This window comes from Thioclava litoralis, assembly GCF_045278885.1.
Lineage (GTDB): Bacteria > Pseudomonadota > Alphaproteobacteria > Rhodobacterales > Rhodobacteraceae > Thioclava > Thioclava litoralis.
In genome coordinates, this window is the sequence record NZ_CP135443.1 from 2640734 (window position 1) to 2662400 (window position 21667).

General features: G+C 65.5%; 22 protein-coding genes and 1 riboswitch. Of the genes, 6 read left to right on the forward strand and 16 right to left on the reverse strand.

Translation table 11 applies throughout. From position 1 onward, the window contains the following. Positions 1 to 28: 28 nt before the first annotated feature. Genes cobA through cbiE form a run of 5 tightly spaced genes read right to left on the reverse strand, consistent with a single transcriptional unit; the run spans position 29 to position 4413 of the window. Entirely contained in the window at positions 29 to 763 is a 735-nt protein-coding gene (gene cobA, locus RPE78_RS13020; protein ID WP_406720797.1) for a uroporphyrinogen-III C-methyltransferase, read from the reverse strand. Next, on the reverse strand, positions 760 to 2070 hold the full coding sequence (locus RPE78_RS13025) for a cobyrinate a,c-diamide synthase (RefSeq protein ID WP_406720798.1): 1311 nt from the start codon (positions 2068 to 2070) through the stop codon (positions 760 to 762). Before RPE78_RS13025 ends, cobA begins: the two co-directional genes overlap by 4 nt. Then, complete coding sequence (gene cobM / locus RPE78_RS13030; protein ID WP_339107349.1) at positions 2067 to 2852, reverse strand: precorrin-4 C(11)-methyltransferase; 786 nt, start codon at positions 2850 to 2852, stop codon at positions 2067 to 2069. The genes RPE78_RS13025 and cobM overlap by 4 nt, the downstream gene beginning before the upstream one ends. Then, positions 2849 to 3226, reverse strand: coding sequence for a cobalamin biosynthesis protein (locus RPE78_RS13035; RefSeq protein ID WP_406720799.1), 378 nt, complete (start codon positions 3224 to 3226; stop codon positions 2849 to 2851). The genes cobM and RPE78_RS13035 overlap by 4 nt, the downstream gene beginning before the upstream one ends. Next, entirely contained in the window at positions 3223 to 4413 is a 1191-nt protein-coding gene (cbiE, locus tag RPE78_RS13040; RefSeq protein ID WP_406720800.1) for a precorrin-6y C5,15-methyltransferase (decarboxylating) subunit CbiE, read from the reverse strand. The genes RPE78_RS13035 and cbiE overlap by 4 nt, the downstream gene beginning before the upstream one ends. Here cbiE and RPE78_RS13045 point away from each other — a divergent pair. Next, positions 4412 to 5191: a cobalt-precorrin-6A reductase gene (locus tag RPE78_RS13045; RefSeq protein ID WP_406720801.1), complete on the forward strand. Its 780-nt coding sequence runs from the start codon at positions 4412 to 4414 to the stop codon at positions 5189 to 5191. The two genes, cbiE and RPE78_RS13045, sit on opposite strands and share 2 nt — an antisense overlap. Here RPE78_RS13045 and cobJ read toward each other — a convergent pair. From cobJ to RPE78_RS13080, 7 genes are read right to left on the reverse strand one after another with little or no spacing between them, the layout of a single operon-like run. Further along, positions 5173 to 5919 carry a precorrin-3B C(17)-methyltransferase gene (gene cobJ, locus RPE78_RS13050; protein ID WP_406720802.1) on the reverse strand — a complete coding sequence of 249 codons (747 nt, stop codon included), beginning with the start codon at positions 5917 to 5919 and terminating at the stop codon, positions 5173 to 5175. The genes RPE78_RS13045 and cobJ overlap by 19 nt on opposite strands. Further along, positions 5916 to 6632 carry a precorrin-2 C(20)-methyltransferase gene (locus RPE78_RS13055; protein WP_339107354.1) on the reverse strand — a complete coding sequence of 239 codons (717 nt, stop codon included), beginning with the start codon at positions 6630 to 6632 and terminating at the stop codon, positions 5916 to 5918. The genes cobJ and RPE78_RS13055 overlap by 4 nt, the downstream gene beginning before the upstream one ends. Before the next feature lies 1 nt (position 6633). Next, positions 6634 to 7263 (reverse strand): precorrin-8X methylmutase, encoded by a 630-nt coding sequence (locus RPE78_RS13060; protein WP_339107355.1) that lies wholly within the window; start codon positions 7261 to 7263, stop codon positions 6634 to 6636. After that, entirely contained in the window at positions 7263 to 8453 is a 1191-nt protein-coding gene (locus RPE78_RS13065; RefSeq protein WP_406720803.1) for a precorrin-3B synthase, read from the reverse strand. The genes RPE78_RS13060 and RPE78_RS13065 overlap by 1 nt, the downstream gene beginning before the upstream one ends. After that, positions 8450 to 11710, reverse strand: coding sequence for a cobaltochelatase subunit CobN (cobN, locus tag RPE78_RS13070; protein ID WP_406720804.1), 3261 nt, complete (start codon positions 11708 to 11710; stop codon positions 8450 to 8452). Before cobN ends, RPE78_RS13065 begins: the two co-directional genes overlap by 4 nt. Before the next feature lie 3 nt (positions 11711 to 11713). Then, positions 11714 to 12757 (reverse strand): cobalamin biosynthesis protein CobW, encoded by a 1044-nt coding sequence (cobW, locus tag RPE78_RS13075; protein WP_339107358.1) that lies wholly within the window; start codon positions 12755 to 12757, stop codon positions 11714 to 11716. Positions 12758 to 12760: 3 nt separating this feature from the next. Next, a complete protein-coding gene (locus RPE78_RS13080) occupies positions 12761 to 13129 on the reverse strand; it encodes a DUF1636 domain-containing protein (protein WP_339107359.1) in 369 nt (122 codons plus the stop codon). Positions 13130 to 13219: 90 nt separating this feature from the next. Beyond that, positions 13220 to 13431, reverse strand: a riboswitch (cobalamin riboswitch). A gap of 38 nt (positions 13432 to 13469) precedes the next feature. Here RPE78_RS13080 and cobO point away from each other — a divergent pair. Together cobO and RPE78_RS13090 are read left to right on the forward strand one after the other, a co-directional pair. Beyond that, complete coding sequence (cobO, locus tag RPE78_RS13085) at positions 13470 to 14108, forward strand: cob(I)yrinic acid a,c-diamide adenosyltransferase (protein WP_339107360.1); 639 nt, start codon at positions 13470 to 13472, stop codon at positions 14106 to 14108. Between the two features lie 311 nt (positions 14109 to 14419). Beyond that, positions 14420 to 15865, forward strand: coding sequence for a cobyric acid synthase (locus RPE78_RS13090; protein ID WP_406721662.1), 1446 nt, complete (start codon positions 14420 to 14422; stop codon positions 15863 to 15865). Here the strand turns inward: RPE78_RS13090 and cobD are convergent. From cobD to RPE78_RS13110, 4 genes are read right to left on the reverse strand one after another with little or no spacing between them, the layout of a single operon-like run. Then, positions 15845 to 16819 (reverse strand): threonine-phosphate decarboxylase CobD, encoded by a 975-nt coding sequence (gene cobD, locus RPE78_RS13095; protein WP_406720805.1) that lies wholly within the window; start codon positions 16817 to 16819, stop codon positions 15845 to 15847. The genes RPE78_RS13090 and cobD overlap by 21 nt on opposite strands. A 27-nt stretch (positions 16820 to 16846) precedes the next feature. Further along, positions 16847 to 17785: an adenosylcobinamide-phosphate synthase CbiB gene (gene cbiB / locus RPE78_RS13100; RefSeq protein ID WP_406720806.1), complete on the reverse strand. Its 939-nt coding sequence runs from the start codon at positions 17783 to 17785 to the stop codon at positions 16847 to 16849. Then, positions 17785 to 18693, reverse strand: coding sequence for a propanediol utilization protein (locus tag RPE78_RS13105; protein WP_406720807.1), 909 nt, complete (start codon positions 18691 to 18693; stop codon positions 17785 to 17787). The genes cbiB and RPE78_RS13105 overlap by 1 nt, the downstream gene beginning before the upstream one ends. Before the next feature lie 11 nt (positions 18694 to 18704). After that, entirely contained in the window at positions 18705 to 19289 is a 585-nt protein-coding gene (locus RPE78_RS13110; protein WP_339107364.1) for a histidine phosphatase family protein, read from the reverse strand. Between the two features lie 48 nt (positions 19290 to 19337). Between RPE78_RS13110 and cobU the strand changes: the two genes are divergently transcribed. The 3 genes from cobU to RPE78_RS13125 are packed head-to-tail and all read left to right on the forward strand — an operon-like array spanning position 19338 to position 21633. Then, a complete protein-coding gene (cobU, locus tag RPE78_RS13115; protein WP_406720808.1) occupies positions 19338 to 19850 on the forward strand; it encodes a bifunctional adenosylcobinamide kinase/adenosylcobinamide-phosphate guanylyltransferase in 513 nt (170 codons plus the stop codon). Then, entirely contained in the window at positions 19847 to 20884 is a 1038-nt protein-coding gene (gene cobT, locus RPE78_RS13120; protein ID WP_339107366.1) for a nicotinate-nucleotide--dimethylbenzimidazole phosphoribosyltransferase, read from the forward strand. Before cobU ends, cobT begins: the two co-directional genes overlap by 4 nt. Further along, positions 20881 to 21633, forward strand: a complete 753-nt coding sequence (locus RPE78_RS13125) for an adenosylcobinamide-GDP ribazoletransferase (protein WP_406720809.1) — start codon at positions 20881 to 20883, stop codon at positions 21631 to 21633. Before cobT ends, RPE78_RS13125 begins: the two co-directional genes overlap by 4 nt. Positions 21634 to 21667: the final 34 nt, after the last annotated feature.

Sequence of the window (21667 nt, forward strand, 5' to 3'; positions counted from 1 at the left end):
TTCTCTGTAGCTGTCTCGGATTCGCGTCTCAGCCGGGGGCAAGCGCCCCGTAAAAGATCAATGCCGGTTTTTGCGACACGGCTCCGGCGGATAGTTCCGCCGTTATCTTGGCCGCCAGCGCGCGCATCGTGCCGCGCCAGATCACCTCGTCGGGATGGGAAATCGATTCGGCCATCAGCGCCGGAGTGTCCAGATCCAGCCCCGCCTCGGCCAGCCGCTCGGACAGCGCAACAAAGGTCCGGCGTGCCATATAGACCGCCGTAACGGCCTGCGGATCGGCCAGCGCGGCCATATTCATCTCGTCGGGCAGCGCCCCCGTGACATCATGGCCGGTGACAAATTGCAACCGCCGCGCCGTCAACCGCCGTGTCAGCGGGATTTGCGCCGCCGCCGCCGCCGAAGAGGCCGCCGTCACCCCGGGAACGATCTCGAAGGCGATCCCCGCCGCACGGCAGGCGGCCAGTTCTTCTTCCAGCCGCCCGAAAATACCGCAATCGCCGGATTTCAGCCGCACCACCTTGCCGCCGCTGCGGGCATGGTCGACCAGAAGGCGGCTGACATGGTCCTGTTTCGGTGAGGGGCGCCCTGCCCGCTTGCCAACGCCGATCAGGTCACAATCGGGGCGTGCAAGATCAAGGATCGGTCCGGCAGAGAGATCATCGAACAGGATGGCGTCGGCCTGCCGGATACGGTCGGCGGCGCGCAGGGTCAAAAGCTCCGGATCCCCCGGACCCGACGAGACGAAACTGACGAAACCGCTCATGCGACCTCCGAAATCAGGTGAAAGAATGTCCCGCTGACATAGCCCCTGCGCGAGCCGGTTTCCACCACCGATGCACCCGCCGCATCCACCACCTCGGCCAAAGGCAGATCGGGTTGCGCGAGGATGGTCGAGAAATGGAACTCGTGCCCGCGCAGCTTCTGGCCTGCCGCCAGACCGGGGATGGGCGCGGCCAAGGTGGCCAGCCGGTAGCCCAGATGCATCTTGCGCGCCGCATAGGATGTCTCGAGCCCCAGCAATCCTGCCATCTGGTGGCGGTGCCCGTCCTTATCGACAAGCCCTTGCCCCAACACCATATAGCCGCCGCATTCTCCATGCACGGGGCGGGTTCCGGCCAAAGCCGTCAGACCCGCCAGAAAACGCCCGTTCGCAGCCAGACGCCCTGCATGCAATTCGGGATAGCCACCGGGCAGCCAGACGCAATCGGCGCTTGGGTCGGGGGCCTCATCCGCCAGCGGCGAGAAGGGCATGATCTCGGCCCCTGCGGCGCGCCATCCTGTTACAAGATGCGGATAGAGAAAGGAAAATGCCTGATCTTGCGCAAGCGCGATGCGTTGTCCGGGCGGGGGAACGGGGCGTCCGTCCCCTGCGGGACATTGCGTCGGTGCGGCCAGTTCACGGATCTGCGCCAGATCCAGATGGGCGGTCACCAGATCAGCCATCGCGTCAATCTGTGTCTCAAGCTCGGAGCGCTCGCTGGCCTGAACCAGCCCCAGATGGCGCGAGGGCATTTCAAGCCCCCTTACCCGCGGCAGGCAGCCCAGACAGGGCACAGCCGCTGCGGCCAGACCCTCGCGCACCATCGCCTCGTGACGCGGGCTGGCCACGCGGTTGACCACCACGCCCGCCACCCGCACATCGGCGCGCAGCCGTGCAAAGCCCAAGGCCACCGCGCCGACCGATTGTGCCTGACCGGATGCATCGATCACCAGCACCACGGGCCAGCCTGTCAGCGCCGACAGATCCGCCGCCGTCCCGCGCGCCGTAGCCCCGATTGCGGCGACCCCGTCAAACAACCCCATCGCGCCTTCCGCGATCACCAGATCGGCCCCCTGCGCAGTGGCGATGATCTGCCCCATCAGCCCCGCCGGCATCGCCCAGCTGTCAAGATTGGCCGAGGCCATGCCTGAGGCCGCATGATGAAAGCCCGGATCGATGTAATCCGGCCCCGCCTTGAACGGGCGGACCACCACGCCCGCCCGCCGGAAGGCGCGGAGTAAGCCCAATGTCAGCGTGGTTTTGCCAGTGCCCGATCCGGTGGCCGAGACGATCAGCCCGTCGGGGATCATTCCTGCCCCTCCGGAAAGCGCGGCGCGGTGCCCACGGGGCGGTAGCGGCGGTCGTAATCGCCCGCGTAAAGGCAGCTCTCGGCAAAGCCTTCCTGCGCAAGGCTCCGCCCCACCAGAATAAGTGCCGTGCGCCCGCGCAGCCCGTCGCTGGCGGCAATCACCTCGCCCAGATGCGAGCGCAGGATCTGCTGGTCGGGCCAGCTTGCGCGCCAGACCACGGCCACCGGACAATCCGCCCCGTAAAACGGGGTCAGCCGCGCGACGACCTCGTCAAGCACATGCACCGACAGATGGATCGCCAAGGTCGCGCCGCTGCGTGCAAAGGTCTCCAGCGTCTCGTTTTCCGGCATGGGCGAGGCGCGGCCCGAGGTGCGCGTCAGCACCAGCGATTGCGCGACACCGGGCAGGGTCAGTTCGGTTTCAAGTGCCGCCGCCGCCGCCGCAAAGCTGGGCACGCCGGGGCAGATCTCGTAGGGGATGGCCTCGGCACGCAGACGGCGCAGCTGTTCGCCCATCGCCGACCAGATCGACAGATCCCCCGAATGAAGCCGCGCCACATCCTGCCCGGCCTGATGCGCCTTACGGAGTTCGGCGATGATCTCGTCCAGTGACAGCGGAGCGGTATTGATGATCCGCGCGCCGCTCGGGCAATGCGCAAGCAGCGCCTCGGGCACCAGCGATCCGGCATAGAGGCAGACCGGACAGGCGGCAATCAGATCGCGCCCGCGCAAGGTAATCAGGTCGGCGGCCCCCGGGCCCGCGCCGATGAAATAAACGGTCATTCCTTCTTCTCTCCCTTCAGGCTGTCGGCAAGGGCGGTCGTCATTGTGCCGCAGGGCGAGATGGCCCTTGGCTGCACGATCCGCGCCTCCGGCCCTGCCGCCACAAGCGCCAGTGCCTCGGCCACCGAGCCGGTGCCGAACCTCTCGGCCACGCGGGCCGAATATGTGGGGGTCGCAACCCCGTTCAAACGGCTGCGCGCAATCAGGCAGACCGGCAAACCAGCGGCTTGCACGGTCTGAAGCGCGGGATGATCGGCCTTATCCGCAAGGATCGCCAGCATGTCGGGCGCAACTTCGCGGGCGGCATCAAGAAGCGCCGCGAGGGCCGCGCTTTCGGCACGCGATTGCAGCCCCACTCCCAGCACCCGCGTCATCTGATGGCACTCCATTGCAGGATCGGTCGTGCCCTGTTCCAGCCACGCATGCGCCCCAGCGGGGCCTCTTCGGCCAGTTCGACCCGCAGCAGATGCCCGCCACATTCGGCCTGAAGCGCCAGATACAGCGCTTCGCTTTCCAGCGTCACCGCATTGCCCACCAGACGTGTGCCTGCGGGTATCCGCGCCCAAAGCGCTTCGAACCCTTCGCGCGACAGCCCGCCACCGATAAAAACGGCATCGGGGGCGGCAGATGGCAGGGTCTGGGGCCACTGCCCTTCATGGATATCGATACGGTGCTCGACACCGAATTGCGCGGCGTTCTGTCCGATCTGCGCCAGCCTGTCTGGGCGCGGCTCCAGCGCGCTGGCCCGCCCGCCTGCCAAAGCCCATTCCACCGAGATAGAGCCGCATCCCGCCCCCAGATCCCAGAGCCTTTCGCCCATACGCGGGGCCAGCGCCGAAAGCGTCAGCGCTCGAACGGGGCGTTTGGTGATCTGGCCGTGATGGGTAAAAAGATCATCGGGCAGGCCGAAGCCACGCGGCAGGCCCTGCCCGCCCGCAACGGCAATCGCCACCAGAACCGGTGCGCCGAAATGACCTGCCACCTGATCGGCGCGCATCCGGTGACGGCGCTCTCTCGGCCCCCCCAGCGCCTCGAAGACCGTCAGCTCCGACGCCCCGAAGCCCAAGCCCGTCAGATAGGCCCCGAGGTCGGGCACCTGTGCACCGCCGCGCAACGTCACGACCAGCTTCGCGCCCTGCTGCAAATCCGCCCGCATGCGGGCCAGCGGGGCGGCATGCAGACCGAAGCTTGTCACCTCTTCCAGCCGCCAGCCCAGCCGCGCCGCAGCCCATGACACCGACGAGACCGCCGGATGGCAGATCCAGTCCTGCGGCGACAGATGGCGCACCAGAGATCCGCCCGCCCCGTGCCAGAACGGATCGCCCGACGCCAGAACCACCACCTCCAGATCTGCAGGCCGTCCCTCGCGCAGCGCCAGAACGGGGGCCAGATCGAAGGGGATCGGCCACGCGCGCCCGCGCGCCCCCGCCCCCACCAACTCCAGATGGCGCGGCCCGCCGAAAATGACGTCCGCGCGTGCCAGAATTTCGCGGCTTGCATCCGACAGTCCCGCTGGTCCATCCTCGCCCAAACCGATTATGTGCAGCCAAGGCTTACCCATGTCCCGTATCCTTCTTCTGGGTGGCACCACCGAAGCCGCTGAAATGGCGCGCCTTCTGGCTGTTTCGGGCCAGAGCGCGGTATATTCCTATGCCGGTCGCACCCGCGCGCCGGTGGCGCAGCCGCTGCCGCTTCGGGTGGGCGGATTTGGCGGTATCGAAGGGCTGCGCCACTATCTGCGGCGCGAGACCATCACCCATGTCATCGACGCGACCCATCCTTTTGCCGCGCAGATGAGCCGCCACGCCCTGCATGCCTGTGCGGCAGAATCTGTGCAACTGTGCAGCTTCGAGCGGCTGCCCTGGCAGGCGGGGCCGCGCGACCGCTGGCGATCCGTGCCCGATATGGAAGCCGCCGCCGCCGCGCTGCCCGCCACGCCCGGCAGCATTTTTCTGGCGATCGGACGGCAGAACCTTGCGGCTTTCGCTGGGGCGCCCCAGCATCATTACCTGCTGCGTCTTGTCGATCCGCCCACCGATCCGCTGCCACTGCCCGATGCGCAGGTCGTGCTGGCACGCGGACCGTTCGAGACGGCGCAGGATCTGGCCCTGATGTCCAAGCATCGCATCACGCTTGTGGTGGCCAAAAACGCCGGAGGACGCGGGGCGGAAGCCAAAATCGAGGCGGCCCGGCAGTTGCAGATTCCGGTGATCATGATCGAACGCCCCATACTTACAGGGCGCCGGATCTTCCATCACGCCGATGACGTTCTGGGCTGGCTTGAAAGCACCGGTGCAGGGGCCGCGGGAGATCATGGCGTTCAGGATGCCTCGGGATAGGAGCGCGGCGTATAGGTGAACCGCCCGACCTGCCGTGTTTCGGCGGTGCCCAGAATCACGACGGTGCGCATATCGGCCATGTCTTCACGGGCCTGCCCCAGAGGCACCGTCACAATCCGTTCGTCAGGGCGCGAGACATTGCGCGCAAACGAAACCGGCACCGTTGCGGGCAACTCTTCGCGCAGGATCGCCAAAGCCTGACCGAACTGGTGCGGGCGCGAGGCCGAACGCGGATTGTAGAAGCCCATCGAAAATCCGGCCTGTGCCGCAAGCCGCAGCCGCTTCTCGATGATCGGCCACGGTTTGAGGTTATCCGACAGGTTGATGGCGCAGAAATCATGCCCCATCGGTGCCCCGATCCGCGCACTGGCCGCCAGCATCGCTGTAATGCCCGGCAGGATACGGATATCGAGATCCTGCCAGCCCTGCGGCCCCGCCTCAAGGGCCTCGAACAGCGCCGAAGCCATTGCAAACACCCCCGGATCGCCGGAGGAGACAATCACCACCCGCGCGCCCTTGGCGGCCAGTTCCAGCGCATGGCGGGCGCGGTCCAGCTCGACCCGATTGTCGCTTTCATGCTTGGTGAGCCCCGCACGGTCGGGCACGCGGCGGACATAGGGAATATAGCCGATGATATCGGTGGCCCCGGACAGCGCGGCCTGCACTTGCGGCGTCACCAGATCCTCGTCACCGGGGCCAAGCCCCGCCACTTGCAACCAGCCGCTCATGGTCTGCGCCCCTGCCCATGCACCACAACAATCGAGAAATAGGGCACCTCGCCGGTGACCTCGTCAAGCCGTCGCACGGTCTGGTTGTCCATCGTGCCATGCGTGACGATCCACGCATCCCCGAATTTACCGGCGCTCTGCAACGCGCGGGTCAGCTTCGGCAGATTGCGTCCGATCTTCATCACCACAAGCGCGTCGGTCTGCGCGATCCGTGCCGCCAGATCGGCCTCGGGCAGGGTCGCCATCGCAACGGTCAACACATCATCGCCCCATGTGATCGGCGCGCCGGTCGCCGTCCAACAGCCCGACATCCCCGTAATTCCGGGCACGACCTCAACGGGAATACGGTCCTTGAGGCGGGTATAGAGATGCATGAACGAGCCGTAGAAGAAGGGGTCGCCCTCGCAGAGCACGATCACATCCTGCCCCTGACACAGCATGGCAAGGCGCTCGGCCCAATCGTCGTAAAATTCCGAAAGCAGGCGGTTATATTCGGGGTCGGTAAAAGGGATCTCGACCGTCACCGGATAATCCATCGGATATTCGGTGACCCCGTCCGGCAACAGGCCCTCGACGATGCGGCGCGCCTGCCCCATCCGCCCCTTCTTGCGGAAATAGGCGACATGACGGGCCGCCCCCACCAGACGATGCGCCCGAACCGACATCAGATCGGGATCGCCGGGGCCCAGCCCCACACAGACAAGCTTGCCCATCTTATTCCTTCCGGCTGGCCAGCGCGTTGACTGCCGCCACGGTAATCGCCGAGCCTCCCAAGCGTCCGCGCACGATGACCGAGGGCACGGGCAGATCCTGCATCAATGCCTCTTTGGATTCCGCCGCCCCCACAAAGCCGACAGGGCAGCCGATAATCGCCGCCGGACGCGGGCAGTCGGGGTCTTCCAGCATATTGAGCAGATGGAACAGGGCCGTGGGCGCATTGCCGATGGCCACCACCGCACCGGCCAGATGCGGGCGCCACAGCTCCAGCGCCGCCGCCGAACGCGTATTGCCCATCGCCTTCGCACGCTCGACGATATCGGGGCTGTGCAAGGTGCAGATCACCTCGTTTTGCGCAGGCAACCGCGCGCGGGTGATGCCTTCCGAGACCATCCGCGCATCACACAGGATCGGGGCCCCCGCCTGAAGGGCGGCGCGGGCAATGCTGGCCATGCCCGGCGAAAATATCACATCGCGTTCCAGCCCCACCAGCCCCGCGGCGTGGATCATCCGCACCACAACCGGTTCTTCATCCGTGTCAAACCGTGCCAGATCGGCCTCGGCACGGATCGTCGCAAAGCTCTCCGCGTAGATTTTGGCCCCGTCGGTTTCGTATAAATGCGGCATTAGTCCCCCGCGCCTTCTCTGATTTCTTTGGTCAATTCGGTTTCACTCAAATGCCCCGCAGCCAGCGCCGAACTCCGGCAGTTCCGGCCAAAGGCCCATCCGCTGGCGGTCGCCACCGCCACCATGTCGCAGTCTTGCGGGTGGGCACAGCCCTTGGTGCAGCCCGAGATATGCAGGTGCCCGCCAGCCGGCAGGCCCTGTCTGGCGATCTTCTGTGCCAGAGGCCGCGTCGGGCTGAGACCTTGCGGGCAGGCAGGCGCGCCCGTGCAGGCAGACATCCGCAGGCGCGGATCATCGGCCCTGGTCACAGCACTGGCAATATGCGGAAATTCACGGGCCTGCTCGACAAGAACCATGCGCCACGGCGTCAGACGCAGCTTGCCATAGCTGGCAATCTCGGCCAGTTCCTCGGCCCTGATCTGCCCGAAGGCCACGCCAAAAAACGCACCCTGTGGCAAAAGCTCCGGAGCGGGGGGCGCCGCCCCCTTCTGTTTGGGGCTTTCGCGCCATGCAGGCGGCAGATCCGCCCCCTGCGCCAGATGCCGGTGCATCCGGCCACGCCCTTCGGTCATGCCGCCGCTGGACAGAAACCATTCGGCCATCTCCAGACAGGCCGCCACAGCCGTTTGCGCGGTCACGGGACGTCCGGCGCTGGCCCCGTCCGCACGGCAGATCAACCCCGCCTGCCCGCGTTCGAGCCGGATATCGGCAGAGGCGTCCTGCAACAGGGGCACCTCGCCGCAATCCACCGCAAAGCCGAATTTCGCCGGAAGCGCGGGGCCGTCCTCACCGGCCAGCGCCGCGCTCAGCGCATCGCCAAGCCGCTGGGTCAGATCGCCCATCTGCCAGAAGGGCTGGGTGATGACATTGCGCCGCGTCTCGGCAGCCAGCGAATGATCAAGCAGCCCCAACGGTGCCAGCGCCTTCAGCACGGCCTCGTGATCTTCGGGCTGGATCCCCCGCAGTTGCAGATTGCCGCGCGAGGACAGGTCGATGAGACCGTTGCCGAATTGCGCGGACAGGCCCGCCAGCGCCCCTGCCTGCCCTTTCGTCAGCCGCCCGTACCAAGGCCGGACCCGCACCACCAGCCCGTCGCCAGACAGCATCGGTCTATGGGCACCGGGGCACCACCCCCTGATCTGCGCTGCATTGCCTTGCGGGGCCTGCGGCTGCCCTGTGGCCTGTGTCATTCATCTGCTCCCAAAGCGGTTTGAGCCAGCGCATCCTGAATCGAATTGCGCCGCGTAACCCAGAGGTTAGCATCAGACAAGGCCCGAAACCTATCCCACATCGCCGCCAGTGCCTGCGGATTGTCCTTTTCAAGGAAATCGACCACCTCGCTGCGGCCCAGAGTGGCCTCGAAATAGAGGTCGAACAGATGGCTCGGCACAGCGCGTGACAGATGCGCGAACGCGGCAAGATGATCCAGTGTCGCGGCAATTTCAGCCCCGCCACGAAAGCCGTGCTGCATCATGCTATCGACCCAATCCGGATTGGCGGCGCGCGCCCGCACCACACGGGCGATTTCTTCCGTCAAGGCACGGGCACGGGGCTGATCGGGACGGGTGGCATCCAGATGGTAGGATTTCGGGGCCGCCTGCCCCAGACGCGCCATTGCCGCCGCAAACCCCGCCTCATGCGCGGCATAATCCGAAGCCACAAGAAGATCCGTCTCGGGCAGATCCTGCAGATGCACGAATGTATCCGCCTCTGCCAGCCGCATCTCGAGTGCCGCACGGGCGGGCATGATATTTCCTTTGGCATCAATCGCATGGGACGAAGCATTCAGCCATGCCTCCCCCGCCATCACACGCCCTTCATCGGAATAATCCTCAAGCGCCTCTCCCATATTCAACCCGTAAAGACCGGGTTTGGGGCCGAAAACGCGCGGGGTTCTGGCCCGATAGGGATTGTCTTCTGCCGCTTCCTCGCGCTGTGCCAAAGCCTCTGCCGCCAGTTCGAAAAGCTGCGCCAGCCCCGGAAACACGTCGCGGAACAACCCTGACACCCGCAAGGTCACATCGATCCGCGGACGGTTGAGCAAGGCCAGCGGCACCAGCTCGAACCCCGAAACCCGTTCGGAATTGCTATCCCAAACCGGTTTGATACCGGCAAGATGCAGCGCCATCGCAAATTCTTCGCCTGCGGTGCGCATCGTGGCCGACCCCCACAGATCGACAACCAGCCCCTGTGGCCAATCCCCGTGATCCTGCAGGTGACGGCGGATCAGCTCTTCGGCCAGCTTGACCCCTTGGGTATAGGCCGCCCGCGACGGTACTGCGCGCGGATCGGTGGTAAAGAGATTGCGCCCCGTCGGCAGCACATCCGCCCGCCCCCGATGCGGACTACCCGAAGGACCGGGCGGCACGAAACGCCCCGCCAGCGCGCGGATCACCCCTTGCGTCTCCGCGGTGCCGCAGGCACCGGTGCCAAACACATGCAGCCCTTCGGCATATTGGCTTTCCTTGATGTCGCAGACGAACGCATCCAGACGGGTGATCGCCTCGGCGGCCGAGGCGGCCTCTGCGATCCCCAGATCGGCCTCTACCCCGCGCCCCTGTGCCTCGGCACGGATATCGGCAATAAGGCGGTCGCGGCGGGCGGGGTCCAACCCGTCGGCGGTGGAATATTCATCCATCAACGCCTCCAGCCGCATCAGGCTTTCAGGCATCGCGGTCTGCGCCAAGGGCGGCGGCACATGGCCAATCGTTACAGCGCCGATGCGACGCTTGGCCTGTGCGGCCTCGCCCGGATCATTCACGATAAACGGATAGATGACAGGACAGGCGGCCAGCAGGGCCTCTGGCCAGCAAGTATCTGATAGGGCAACAGATTTACCGGGGAGCCATTCAACCGTGCCATGTGCGCCCATGTGGAGGACCGCATCGGTCTGGCCACGCAGCCAGAGATAGAAGGCCACATAGGCATGACGTGGCACGCGTGACAGATCGTGATAATCCGTCTCGCGCGAGGCACGATCGGCGCGTTCGGGCTGCAAAGCCACGACCCCCTTACCACAGTGGATCGCCGGAAACTGGAACTGCCCGTTGCGGCAGGCGGGGTCGTCCTCGGGGGCACCCCATGCCTCGGCCAGATCATCGCGCAGACTGTCGGGCAGGTTGGCCAGCGCCAGCCGGTAGTCATCCAGCGAATAGTGCAGCACGGCATGCTGCAAGACGGCGCCCAGATCGCTGACTTTGGTCAGGGGATATCCCTCTTCCGCAAGCGTCGCCACCAGATGTTCCACCGAGGCCAAGGCATCCAGCCCCACCGCATGGGCAATCTGGTAGCTCTTGCCCGGATAGGTCGAAAGCACGAAGGCCAGACGTTTTTGCGCGGCAGGCATCTGACCGAGCCGATACAGCGCCAGAACCCGTTCGGCAACCTGCGCGACCCGCCCCAGATCGGGGCGATGGGCGAAACGGGAATATTGCAGATCCGGATCGCGTTTGCCGGGGCTTTTGAACGAGATCACGCCACCAAACAGGCGGCCATCCACCTCGGGCAGCACAACATGCATCGCCAGATCCGAAGGGGCGAGACCGCGCTCGGAGGCGGCCCAATCGCGGCGCTGCGCGGTGGAAAGCGCCACCTGCACCACCGGCACATCGGCCTGATCCAAGGGCGAGCCACCTTCGGCACCCTGCGCCGAAAACGCGGTGGCATTGACGATTGCAACCGGTTTGAGCCGCGCAATCTCACCGCGCAGCCAATCCGGCACACCCGCCGCTTTCAGGGAGGGCACAAAGACCCCGAAAGCTGCAAACCCCCGCGCCCGAAGCGCTTCGATCAAGGCATCGACAGGGGCGGTATCGGCCGCCGTCAGATAGGACCGGTAGAAGGTCACAAAGGCCACCGGCCCGGTGTCCTCGGGCGGCGCAATAACGCCCTTTTCGGGCAGGTAGAACCCGTAATCGGGCACCGATTTCAGCCCCGCCACCGGCCCCGCATACAGCCCCGCAGCCAGAGCAAGCTGGGCCAGCGCGGCCTGTGCGGCCACCGCCCCGCCCGCATCGCACAGCGCCTGCAAGCGCCGCAATGTCGAGACCGGCAGCGTGGAAAGCGCATCAAGGCGCGCATCCTCGCGCCCATCCGCAGGCAGGACCGCCAGTGCGATGCCCTTGCGCCGCGCCAGATCCTGCAGGCAGGCCAGCCCGTAAGGCCAGTAGCTTTCGCCACCAATCAACCGCACAAGCACGCCCTTCGCCCCCGAAAGGGTCTGTTCGACATAGGTATCGACCGAAAGCGGATGTTTCAGCGCGACCAGATTGGCCAGTCGGCAAGAGGGCAGCGGGCTGCCCCCCTGCGCACGTTTCCAGCCTGCCGCGAACGCGCCCAGATCACTATCGGAAAAGGACAGCACCACCAGATCCGCAGGGGCCTGCGCCAGATCCTGCGGCTGATCGGATTGATCAAGCCCGTGAGTTTCGCGAAAGACGACATGCATGATTTAGGCCGATACCAGTCCCAAAGCGGTTTCGATCGCCGCACGGTCGATATGATCATGCTCGGCAATCACCACCAGCTGCGAGGCACGCGGACGGCTGCCCCAAGGCTGGTCGAACTGGCCGCGCAGGCGGGTGCCCACCGCCTGCACCAGATAGCGCATCGGCTTGCCCTTCACCGCCAGATAGCCTTTCATCCGCAGGATATTGAGATCCCCCGCCATCGCGATCATGCGTGCCTCAAGCCCTGCGATATCCTCGATCTCGCCCAGATCCACGACAATCGTGTCGAAATCGTCATGTTCATGGTCGTGGTGGCCGTCATGATGGGACGGGCGCGCCTCAAGGTCGTCTTCCGCCGCCGCATTCAGCCCCAAGATAACCTGCGGGTCGATTTCGCCTTCGGTCATCGGCAGGATCGGCAGCTTGCGCGGGGCCTCGGCCTCGATGACGGCACGGGCTTTTGCCAGCCCCTCTTCGCCCGCCAGATCGGCTTTGGACAGAAGCACGATATCGGCGCAGGCGATCTGGTCCTCGAAGACCTCCGACAGCGGCGTTTCATGATCAAGCGAGGGATCGGCGGCGCGCTGTGCATCGACCGCTCCCAGATCGGGCGCGAACTGGCCGGAGGCGACAGCCTCGGCATCCGCCAGCGCGATCACCCCGTCCACCGTGATCCGCGAACGGATCGCAGGCCAGTCGAAGGCTTTCAGAAGCGGTTTGGGCAGCGCCAACCCCGAGGTCTCGATCAGGATATGGTCGGGGGTTTCAGGCAGCGCCAGTAGGCGTTCGATGGTGGGAATGAATTCATCGGCCACGGTGCAGCAGATGCAGCCATTGGCCAGTTCGAGGATGTTATTCTCGGGGCAGTTTTCATCGGCGCAGGATTTGAGGATATCCCCATCCACCCCTGCGGTGCCGAATTCATTGACCAGCACGGCCAGACGGCGGCCTTGCGGGTTTTGCATCAGATGGCGGATCAGCGTGGTTTTGCCCGCGCCCAGAAACCCTGTGACAACCGTTACCGGAACCTTTGCGAGATTGGTCATTGATCACTCCTGCGGATCATTTTGCGGCGGAATACGCGCAATGGATTGTTTGCGAAAGATTACCGGGCGTGCGCGCCAAGGCACCAGACCATCGGTGGTGTCCTTATAGGCGCGGATCCCGCTAAGGATATCCTCAAGATGCAGATCGGGATCGAGATCGCCATAGACATAGGTCCAACGCTGCGCCCCTCCGGCCAGAACCATCGAACAGGACCGCGTGCAGGCCGAAAGACATTCGGCAGCCCGCACCTTTACGCCCTGCGGCAGGTCGGCGTGCTGCAGCGCCTGATGCAACCGCGTTCCCGGACGCGGATCGGCCTCGTCCCCTGCGCGGCGGCAGGTGGTGCAGATTGTCACGGTTACATCTGTCATATGCTCTCCCTTACAGGGCGCATAGCACTGGCCGAAAGCCGAAACCACCGGTTTCCCCTTCCGTCCGGCCACGACACACCCCGATCGCCCGTTCTCATCCGCGTCTCAGGCAGGTCTCCCGGCTTGCGAAGTCAGGAAGAGAGTCTCCTCCTGCCGGTCGCGCCTTCCCGGATGGCTCCAGTGGCATGCGGCCTCTTCGGTCACGGTCGCGGGGGCGGCTGCGCTTGGGACCGTGTCGCACCGTCCCTATCGCATTCCCTTTTCACCTGTCATAGACAGGAACCTGAACGCAGGGCTAAAAGACGTGAGTGCCCCGCCTTTGTCAAGGAAGGAGATCCCGATGCCCGAGACATCGCAAACGACCCACTCGCCCGAAGATATGGCCGACCGCCATGCCAGCAAGATGGCCAAGAAGAAGGCCGCCCGTGACAAGATCATGGCCACCAAGGAAGGCGAAAAAGGTCTGATCATCGTCAATACCGGCGCAGGTAAGGGCAAATCCTCTGCCGGTTTCGGGATGATCTTGCGCTGTATCGCCCATGAAATGCCCTGCGCTGTCGTGCAGTTCATCAAGGGCGCATGGGATACGGGCGAACGTCGTCTGATCGAAGAGCATTTCTCCAATATCTGCCAGTTCTACGCGATGGGGGAAGGTTTCACTTGGGAAACGCAGGACCGCGCCCGAGATGTCGCGATGGCCAAGCGCGGGTGGGAAAAAGCGAAAGAGCTGATCCGCAATCCGGAAATCCGTTTCGTGCTGCTGGACGAGATCAATATCGCGCTGCGCTATGACTATCTGGATATCGACGAGGTCGTGACCTTCCTGCGCGACGAGAAACCGCCGATGACCCATGTGGCGCTGACGGGGCGCAATGCCAAGGACGCGCTGATCGAGGTCGCCGATCTGGTCACCGAGATGACCTTGGTCAAGCACCCGTTCCGCTCGGGGATCAAGGGCCAGAAAGGCGTGGAATTCTGAACGATCGCGGGCCGTTTTTGCGAAAAGGCTTGCTTGACGCATCGTCCTTGGGAAGCCCTGCCGGACCAGTTTACATGCGGGGCTTTCGGGATGAGGGAAAACAAGGTTATTTTAACGATGTTACGCCATGATGCTCCTGCCACATTCGGCAGGGTCCCGAAGCTGGCAGAAGGTGGGCGCACCGCATTTCCCGAAGCCAGCTGCCACTGTCTTGGTCGAGATGCGGTGCAGTCCCGCCCGTGCTCGGCGGCTTGGGGACGGGGCTGCCCTGGCGCGGCGCAGCGTGACGTGACAGGCCGGAGGGCTGCGTGATGGTGGCGCTGATGATTCAGGGCGCGGGCTCCAATGTCGGCAAATCGATGCTGGTGGCAGGGCTTTGCAGGGCCGCACGGCGGCGCGGGCTGACGGTGGCCCCGTTCAAGCCGCAGAACATGTCCAATAACGCAGCGGTCACGGCGGATGGTGGCGAAATCGGTCGGGCGCAGGCGCTTCAGGCACTGGCCTGCGGGCTGGAGCCCGTCACCGATATGAACCCTGTCCTGCTCAAGCCCGAAAGCGAGACGGGATCGCAGGTCGTGGTGCAGGGCCAGCGCCTGACCACCGTGCGCGCGCGGGACTATGCCGCGCTGAAACCGTCCCTGATGGGCGCGGTTCTGGACAGTTTCAACCGTTTGCGCGCCCGCCATGATCTGGTGATCGTCGAGGGCGCGGGCAGCCCTGCCGAGGTCAATCTGCGCGCCAATGACATTGCCAATATGGGCTTTGCTTGTGCCGCGGATGTGCCGGTGGTGCTGGCGGGCGATATTGACCGCGGCGGGGTCATCGCGCAGATCGTGGGCACGCAGGCCGTTCTGTCCGCGCAGGATGCGGCGCAGATTGCCGGCTTCCTGATCAACAAGTTCCGCGGAGATCCACGGCTTTTCGATGAGGGCTACCGGCTAATCGAGACACGTACCGGATGGCGCGGGTTCGGCGTTCTGCCGTGGTTTGCCGAGGCCGGTCGCCTCCCTGCCGAGGATGCGCTGGACCTGCCGAAAGTCTCGCAAGGGGCGGGGCTGAAAGTGGTCTGTCTGGGGCTGTCGCGCATTGCCAATTTCGATGATCTCGACCCCCTGATGCAGGAGCCTTCGGTTCAGGTCTCGATCCTGCGGGCCGGTCAGGCCCTGCCCGGAGACACCGATCTGGTGATTCTGCCCGGATCGAAATCGACGCGCGGCGATCTGGCCTTCCTGCGCGCGCAAGGCTGGGATATCGACCTGCAGGCCCATCTGCGGCGCGGCGGGCATATTCTGGGGATTTGCGGGGGATACCAGATGCTTGGCCGCAGCATTCAGGACCCGCACGGGCTGGAAGGGCCTGCGGGCACCGAGGCGGGGCTGGGCTTTCTGGAGGTCGATACGCAGATGGTGGCGCAAAAGCGCCTGACCCGCGTCAGCGCCCGTCATGCCACCTCGGGCGCGATGTTTTCCGGCTATGAAATCCATATCGGGCGCAGTGATGGCCCCGACAGGGCGCGCCCCTTTGCCTATGTCGAGGGCACGCCCGAGGGGGCGATATCGGCGGATGGACGGGTCAGCGGCAGCTATCTGCACGGGATGTTCGGTGATGACGGGTTCCGCAGCGCATGGCTGCGCGCGCTGGGGGCACAGTCTAGCGGCATGAATCACGGCGCGCTGGTCGAGGCGACGCTTGACCGGCTTGCCGACCATCTGGAAGCGCATCTGGATGTGGCGGGGCTACTGGCCCTCGCCCGTTAGGACCGCCTCCAGCCGTGCCCATTCCTGCGCGGAACCGGGCAGGCCCAGCCTGATCCAGCGCGGATGCCACGGGAAAATCCGGCTCCAGATGCGCGCGCGTGCAAGGCGGGTCTGCGCGCCTGTGGCATCGGGGGTCTCGTATAGCCGGAACAGTTCGGCCCCGCCCGCCCGTTGCCAGCCCGCGCGCTGTGCGAGGCTGTCCATACGGATGACATCCTCATGCAGCCGCGCGCAGGTCTGTTGCTGCCAGCGGGTATCGGCCAGCGCCTGCTGCCCGATCGCCAGCGCCGCACCGCAAACCGGCCAAGGACCCGCCATCTGCCGGATCTGCGCAATCTGGGCCTCTGCCCCCAGCACAAAGCCCAGGCGCAGCCCAGCCAGACCGTAGAATTTCCCGAAGGACCGCAGCACGAACAGATCCGGCGCACCAAGATGGGCCACCACTGACAGATCGGGGCGCGGATCGGCAAAGCTTTCATCGACCACCAGCGCGCCGACCTCCTGACGCAGCGCCAGCAATGTCGTGGCGGGATGGCTCTGCCCGTCGGGGTTGTTGGGGTTGACCACAACCGCCAGATCGGCCCCGCGCAGCTCTGCGATCGTGGTGACCTCCTGCACCTCCCAGCCCGCCTGTCGCAGGCTGGCAGCATGTTCGTTATAGGTCGGGCCAAGCACCCGCGCCCGTTTCGGCCCGCCGATGATATGCGGCAGGGTCTGGATGGCGGCCTGCGCACCGGCCAGCGCGGCAATCGCGGCGTCTTTCAGGCCATAGGTCCGGCGCGCCACGGCCAGAAGGCCCTCCATCGCGCTGCGCGTCGGCAGATCGGTATAGGCCCGCGACGGCAGCGCGGGCACGGGATAAGGCACGCGATTGATGCCGGTCGAGAGATCGATCCAGTCATCGCCCCCGAATATGGCCATCGCCTGATCGAGATTTCCGCCGTGATCGCGCATAGGATACCTTTCAGAACAGGGGCCGTTTCAGACAAAGGCCAGAGCAAGAAGACAGAGCCCCATAAGCCCCATCGCCCGCAGATAAAGCCGCAATCCGCGTTGCAGATCCTGCGGCACGGGATCGGGGGCCGCGGCATTCACGAAAGGCTCGTCGGCCATATGGGTGCCATAGATGCGCGGACCGGACAGGCGCACCTGAAGCCCTGCGGCCAAAGCGGCTTCGGGCCAGCCCGCATTGGGCGAACGGTGCAGCCCCGCATCACGGCGCATCACCCGCAGCGCGCGCATCGGCACGGAAACCAGCGCAAAAAGCCCCCCGCTCAGCCGTGCAGGCGCAAGATTGACCAGATCATCCAGCCGTGCCGCAAATTTGCCAAACCACTCATACCGCGCGTTGCGATGGCCGATCATGGAATCCAGCGTATTGATCGCCTTATAGGCCGCAATCCCCGGCAGGCCCAGCACGACACCCCAGAAGACCGGTGCCACAATCCCGTCGGAGGTGTTCTCGGCGAGGCTCTCGAGGGCGGCACGGGCGACCCCCGCCCTGTCCAGACGGGAGGGATCGCGCCCGACGATCATCGACACCGCAATCCGTGCCTGCGGCAGATCGCCCGCACAAAGCGGGCGCGCCACAGCGGCCACATGGCTATACATCGAACGCGCCGCGATCAGCGGCCACGCGCATAGCCCCAGCAAAAGCGTGCCGATCCACGTCTCGGGCAGCATCCATTGCACCAGACAGGCCATGCCCGTGGTGACCCCGATCACCAGAGCAGAGGTCGTCACCCCGCCCCAGAACCGCTGCCGGTCGGACCAGTGGCACCGGTTCAGACGCGGCTCGAGCGCGCTGATCAGGGCCCCGATCCATGTGACCGGATGACCGATGCGGCGGAACACGGCCTGCGGCCAGCCAAAGAGGCCATCCGCCACCAGCCCGATCACCATCAAAAGCGCGCCTGTCATCATTCTCTCCGCCCGTCTTGCGGCGACATGGCCCCAAGGGTGAATTCCATCACCCGCCCATATCCTGCCGCACGCAATTTGTCATGTGCCGCCTGACGTTGCGCAGGCGGCGCCGTCCGCTCGAGGATCAGCCCACGGGCAGAACCGGTATGCGCGCGCAGATAGCCGAGGCAGGAAAGCTGGCTTGCAATCTGTGCGGTAGGATCGGCGGTCGGGCCCCGGATGGCTGCCGTGCGCGCCGCACTCAACGATGCCAGACGGGCAATCTCCGGCAAGTCGCCCCGCTGCGCCGCGCCGTGCCATTGTGGCACCAGATCGCAGAGATCGGCAAAGTGGCTATCTGCCGGATCGGTCCGTTCGGGCCCACCCCAGAGCCCGCCAATGATGCGCATCGGCGGCGGGGCCGGAAGCGGCACCAGCCCCTGCCCTAAGCGCGAGGCCCAAAGCTGCGCTGCGGGTTCGACAAAGGCCAGCGGGTCGGTTGCCCCCTCTATCTGCCAGCAGATCCGCATGACCTCCTGCGGGGCCAGCCAGGGGGCCAGATAGCGAATCACCGCCACCAAGGCCGCAGTCGAGGCCCCCGTCCCCGCGCCGGGCAGCATATTGGTGGCCAGCCTAAGCCGCCCCCGAAGCCTGCCCCCCCGTAGCGCCCCCCCCCGTAGCGCCCCCCCCCGTAGCGGGCCACCCCGTAACGGGCGCAGCAACTGTCCAAGCCGGTGCAGCGCGTCACGTGGCAAAAGCCGCATCGGATCATGCAGCCCGAAGACGCGGGACGGCTGCACCGAAAGCACCGCCTGTAGTGGCGCGCAAGGCACCGACACCAGCGCCACCGGCCCTGAAGGCCCGAGCCGCCCCTGCAGGAATTCCCCGAAATGGCCACTGACCCGAACGGCGGCGTGGCGCGCCATCGGGCGGTCGCTCAGACGCATCGGTTCACGGCGGTAATCACCGCCCCCTCGGGCCGCAGGACTGTCACATGGCTGAGCGACAAAGGGTCGATGCCAAAGCGCAATCCACCCTGCAGCGCGCCTGTGGCCCAGCCCAGAACAGCACGGATACTGCCCGCATGGGCGACCACCGCAATCCGCCCCGGTGACGCCGCGAGCGTGTCGATCGCGCGGATGACCCGCTGCCCCAGATCCAGAAAGCTTTCCCCGTCAGGGGGGCGATGCGCCGCCAGATCCTTTAGCGGCAGCGGCCCCAGATCGGGCAGCTCGGCATAGGCGCGCCCTTCCCATGCCCCCAGATCCTGCTCCCACAGATCGGCGTTCAGGGTGATCGGTTCTGTGGGCCAAAGCGCTTTGGCTGTCTGCTGGCAGCGCAGCGCGGGACTGGCCACGATCCGGTCCACCGCCCCCACCGTCAGGGCGATCCGCGCCAGCTGCTCGGGCGCGGGCAGGCAGGCTGCCAGATCGCGCCGCCCATAGACGCAGCCATCCCCGATAACAGGCGCGTGCCGGATCAGAACCAGCTCGGTCGCCTCTGACGCGGGCGTGATCGACATGAATCTTCCTCTTTGCTTTTCAGCCCTTTTCTGCTTTGTCATCGCTCGATGAGCAAGATCATACTAATGACCGGCGGGGCCCGTTCGGGCAAATCCCGCCTTGCAGAGGAGCAGGCACAGCGCCTTGGCTCCCCCGCGATCTATATTGCCACCGCCCGAATCTGGGACGACGAGACACAGGAGCGTGTCGATGAACACCGTGCCCGCCGCGTGACGGGCTGGCGCGATATCGAAGCCCCGATCGATCTTGCCCGAGCCCTGCGCGAGACAGATGGCACCGCCCCGCGCCTTGTCGATTGCCTGACCATGTGGCTGACCAATCTGATGATGGAAGACCGCGATCTGGCGCAGGAGCTGGACACGCTTCTTGCCACTTTGTCTCGCCTGACATCTCCGGTGGTTTTTGTCACCAACGAGGTTGGTATGGGAATCGTCCCCGAAAACGCTCTTGCGCGCCGTTTCAGAGACGCGCAGGGGCACGTTAATCAAAAAATAGCCGCGCTAGCAGACGAGGTCTATCTGGTCACCTGCGGCTATGCGTTAAAGGTCAAACCGCAATGAGCCTCTTTCCTCTTTCCGCCCTGTCCGAACTGGACGTTCTGGCCGACAAGCTGCCGGTCTTCGATCATGCTGCGGCCGATCTGGCCAAGTCCCGTCAGGACCAGCTGACCAAGCCGCCGGGGTCTTTGGGGCGGCTGGAGGATCTGGCGATCTTCATGGCGGGCTGGCAACGCCGCGAGCGCCCGCATATCCGCAAGGCGCAGGCCCTTGTTTTTGCCGGAAATCATGGGGTTTGTGCCCAAGGGGTGAATCCCTTCCCGCAATCGGTGACCGCGCAGATGGTGGCCAATTACGAACATGGCGGGGCGGCGATCAACCAGCTTTGCCGTGCCAACGGGGCCGAACTTTCGGCTGTGGCGCTGGATCTGGACACGCCCACGGCGGATTTTACGCAAGCGCCCGCCATGACCGAGGCCGAAACGCTGGACGCGCTCAATCGCGGGGCGGCGGCGGTGGACCCCGAAGCGGATGTGCTGATTCTGGGCGAGATGGGGATCGGCAACTCGACCATTGCCGCGGCGCTGGCGGCGGCCCTGTTTGGCGGTGAGGTCGGTGATTGGGTCGGGCGCGGCACCGGATCGGATGATGCGGGCGTGATGCGCAAGATCTCGGCCATCAGCCGCGGGCTGGAGCGCCATAAGGGACTGTCTGCCAAACATATTCTGGCGGCACTGGGCGGGCGTGAACAGGCCGCGATCTGCGGTGCGGTGCTGGCGGCGCGGATGTATCGTATCCCCGTGCTGCTGGACGGGTTTATCTGCACCGCGTCGGCGGCCCCGCTTCACGGCGTAGACCCCGCCCTTCTGGCGCATTGCCTTGTGGGGCATGTCAGCGTCGAGCCGGGCCATCGCAAGCTGCTGGCGGCGCTTGATAAACAACCGATCCTCAATTTCGACATGCGCCTTGGCGAGGGCACGGGCGCGGCCCTTTCGCTGGGGATCCTGCGCTCGGCGCTGGAATGCCATAACGGAATGGCCACCTTTGCCGAAGCGGGGGTCGACGGGGCGGAAGAACCGGCGGTGTCCGCACAATGATCCGCGCACGTCTGGCCGAGCTGCAACTTGCCATCATGCTGTTGTCGCGCCTGCCCGCAGGGCGCCTGCCCGAAGAACGGATCAGTCTGGGACATACGGTCTGGGCCTATCCGATTGCCGGTCTGGTCATCGGGGTTGGCGGTGCGCTCAGCCTCTGGCTATCGGCCCTTCTGGGGCTGCCCGCCTTTGCCGCCGCGCTGATTTGTCTGGTTGCGCTGACCTTTCTTACAGGGGCGCTGCATGAGGACGGGCTGGCCGATCTGGCCGACGGGTTGGGCGGCGGGCGCGACCGCGAGAAGAAGCTGGAGATCATGCGTGACAGCCGGATCGGCAGCTACGGGGTGACCGCGCTGGTGCTGGCCTATGGTCTGCGCGCCTGCGGGATTGCCACGCTTTACACCCACGGGCCGCATCTGGCGGCGGCAGCCCTGATCGCGCTGTCGATGGCCTCGCGGGCACAGATCGCGCTGTGGCAGCATGTCATGCCGGTTGCCCGCACGGACGGGATGGGCCATGCCGCGCATGGGGTGCCACGGTCGGCACTGACACTGGCGCTGCTCTATGGCGCGCTGGGGCTGAGCCTGACCGGCTGGATGGCACCGGTTGTGGCGCTATGCGTTCTGGCAGGCGGCGGGGCTGTCGCCATTTTGGCGCGGCGCCAGATCAGCGGCCAGACCGGCGACGTCTTGGGGGCCAGCCAGCAGGTGGCCGAAATCATGGGCTGGATCGGCCTTATGGCACTGATCTGAATCTGCCTAAAAAATAATCGCACACCGGCGGGCG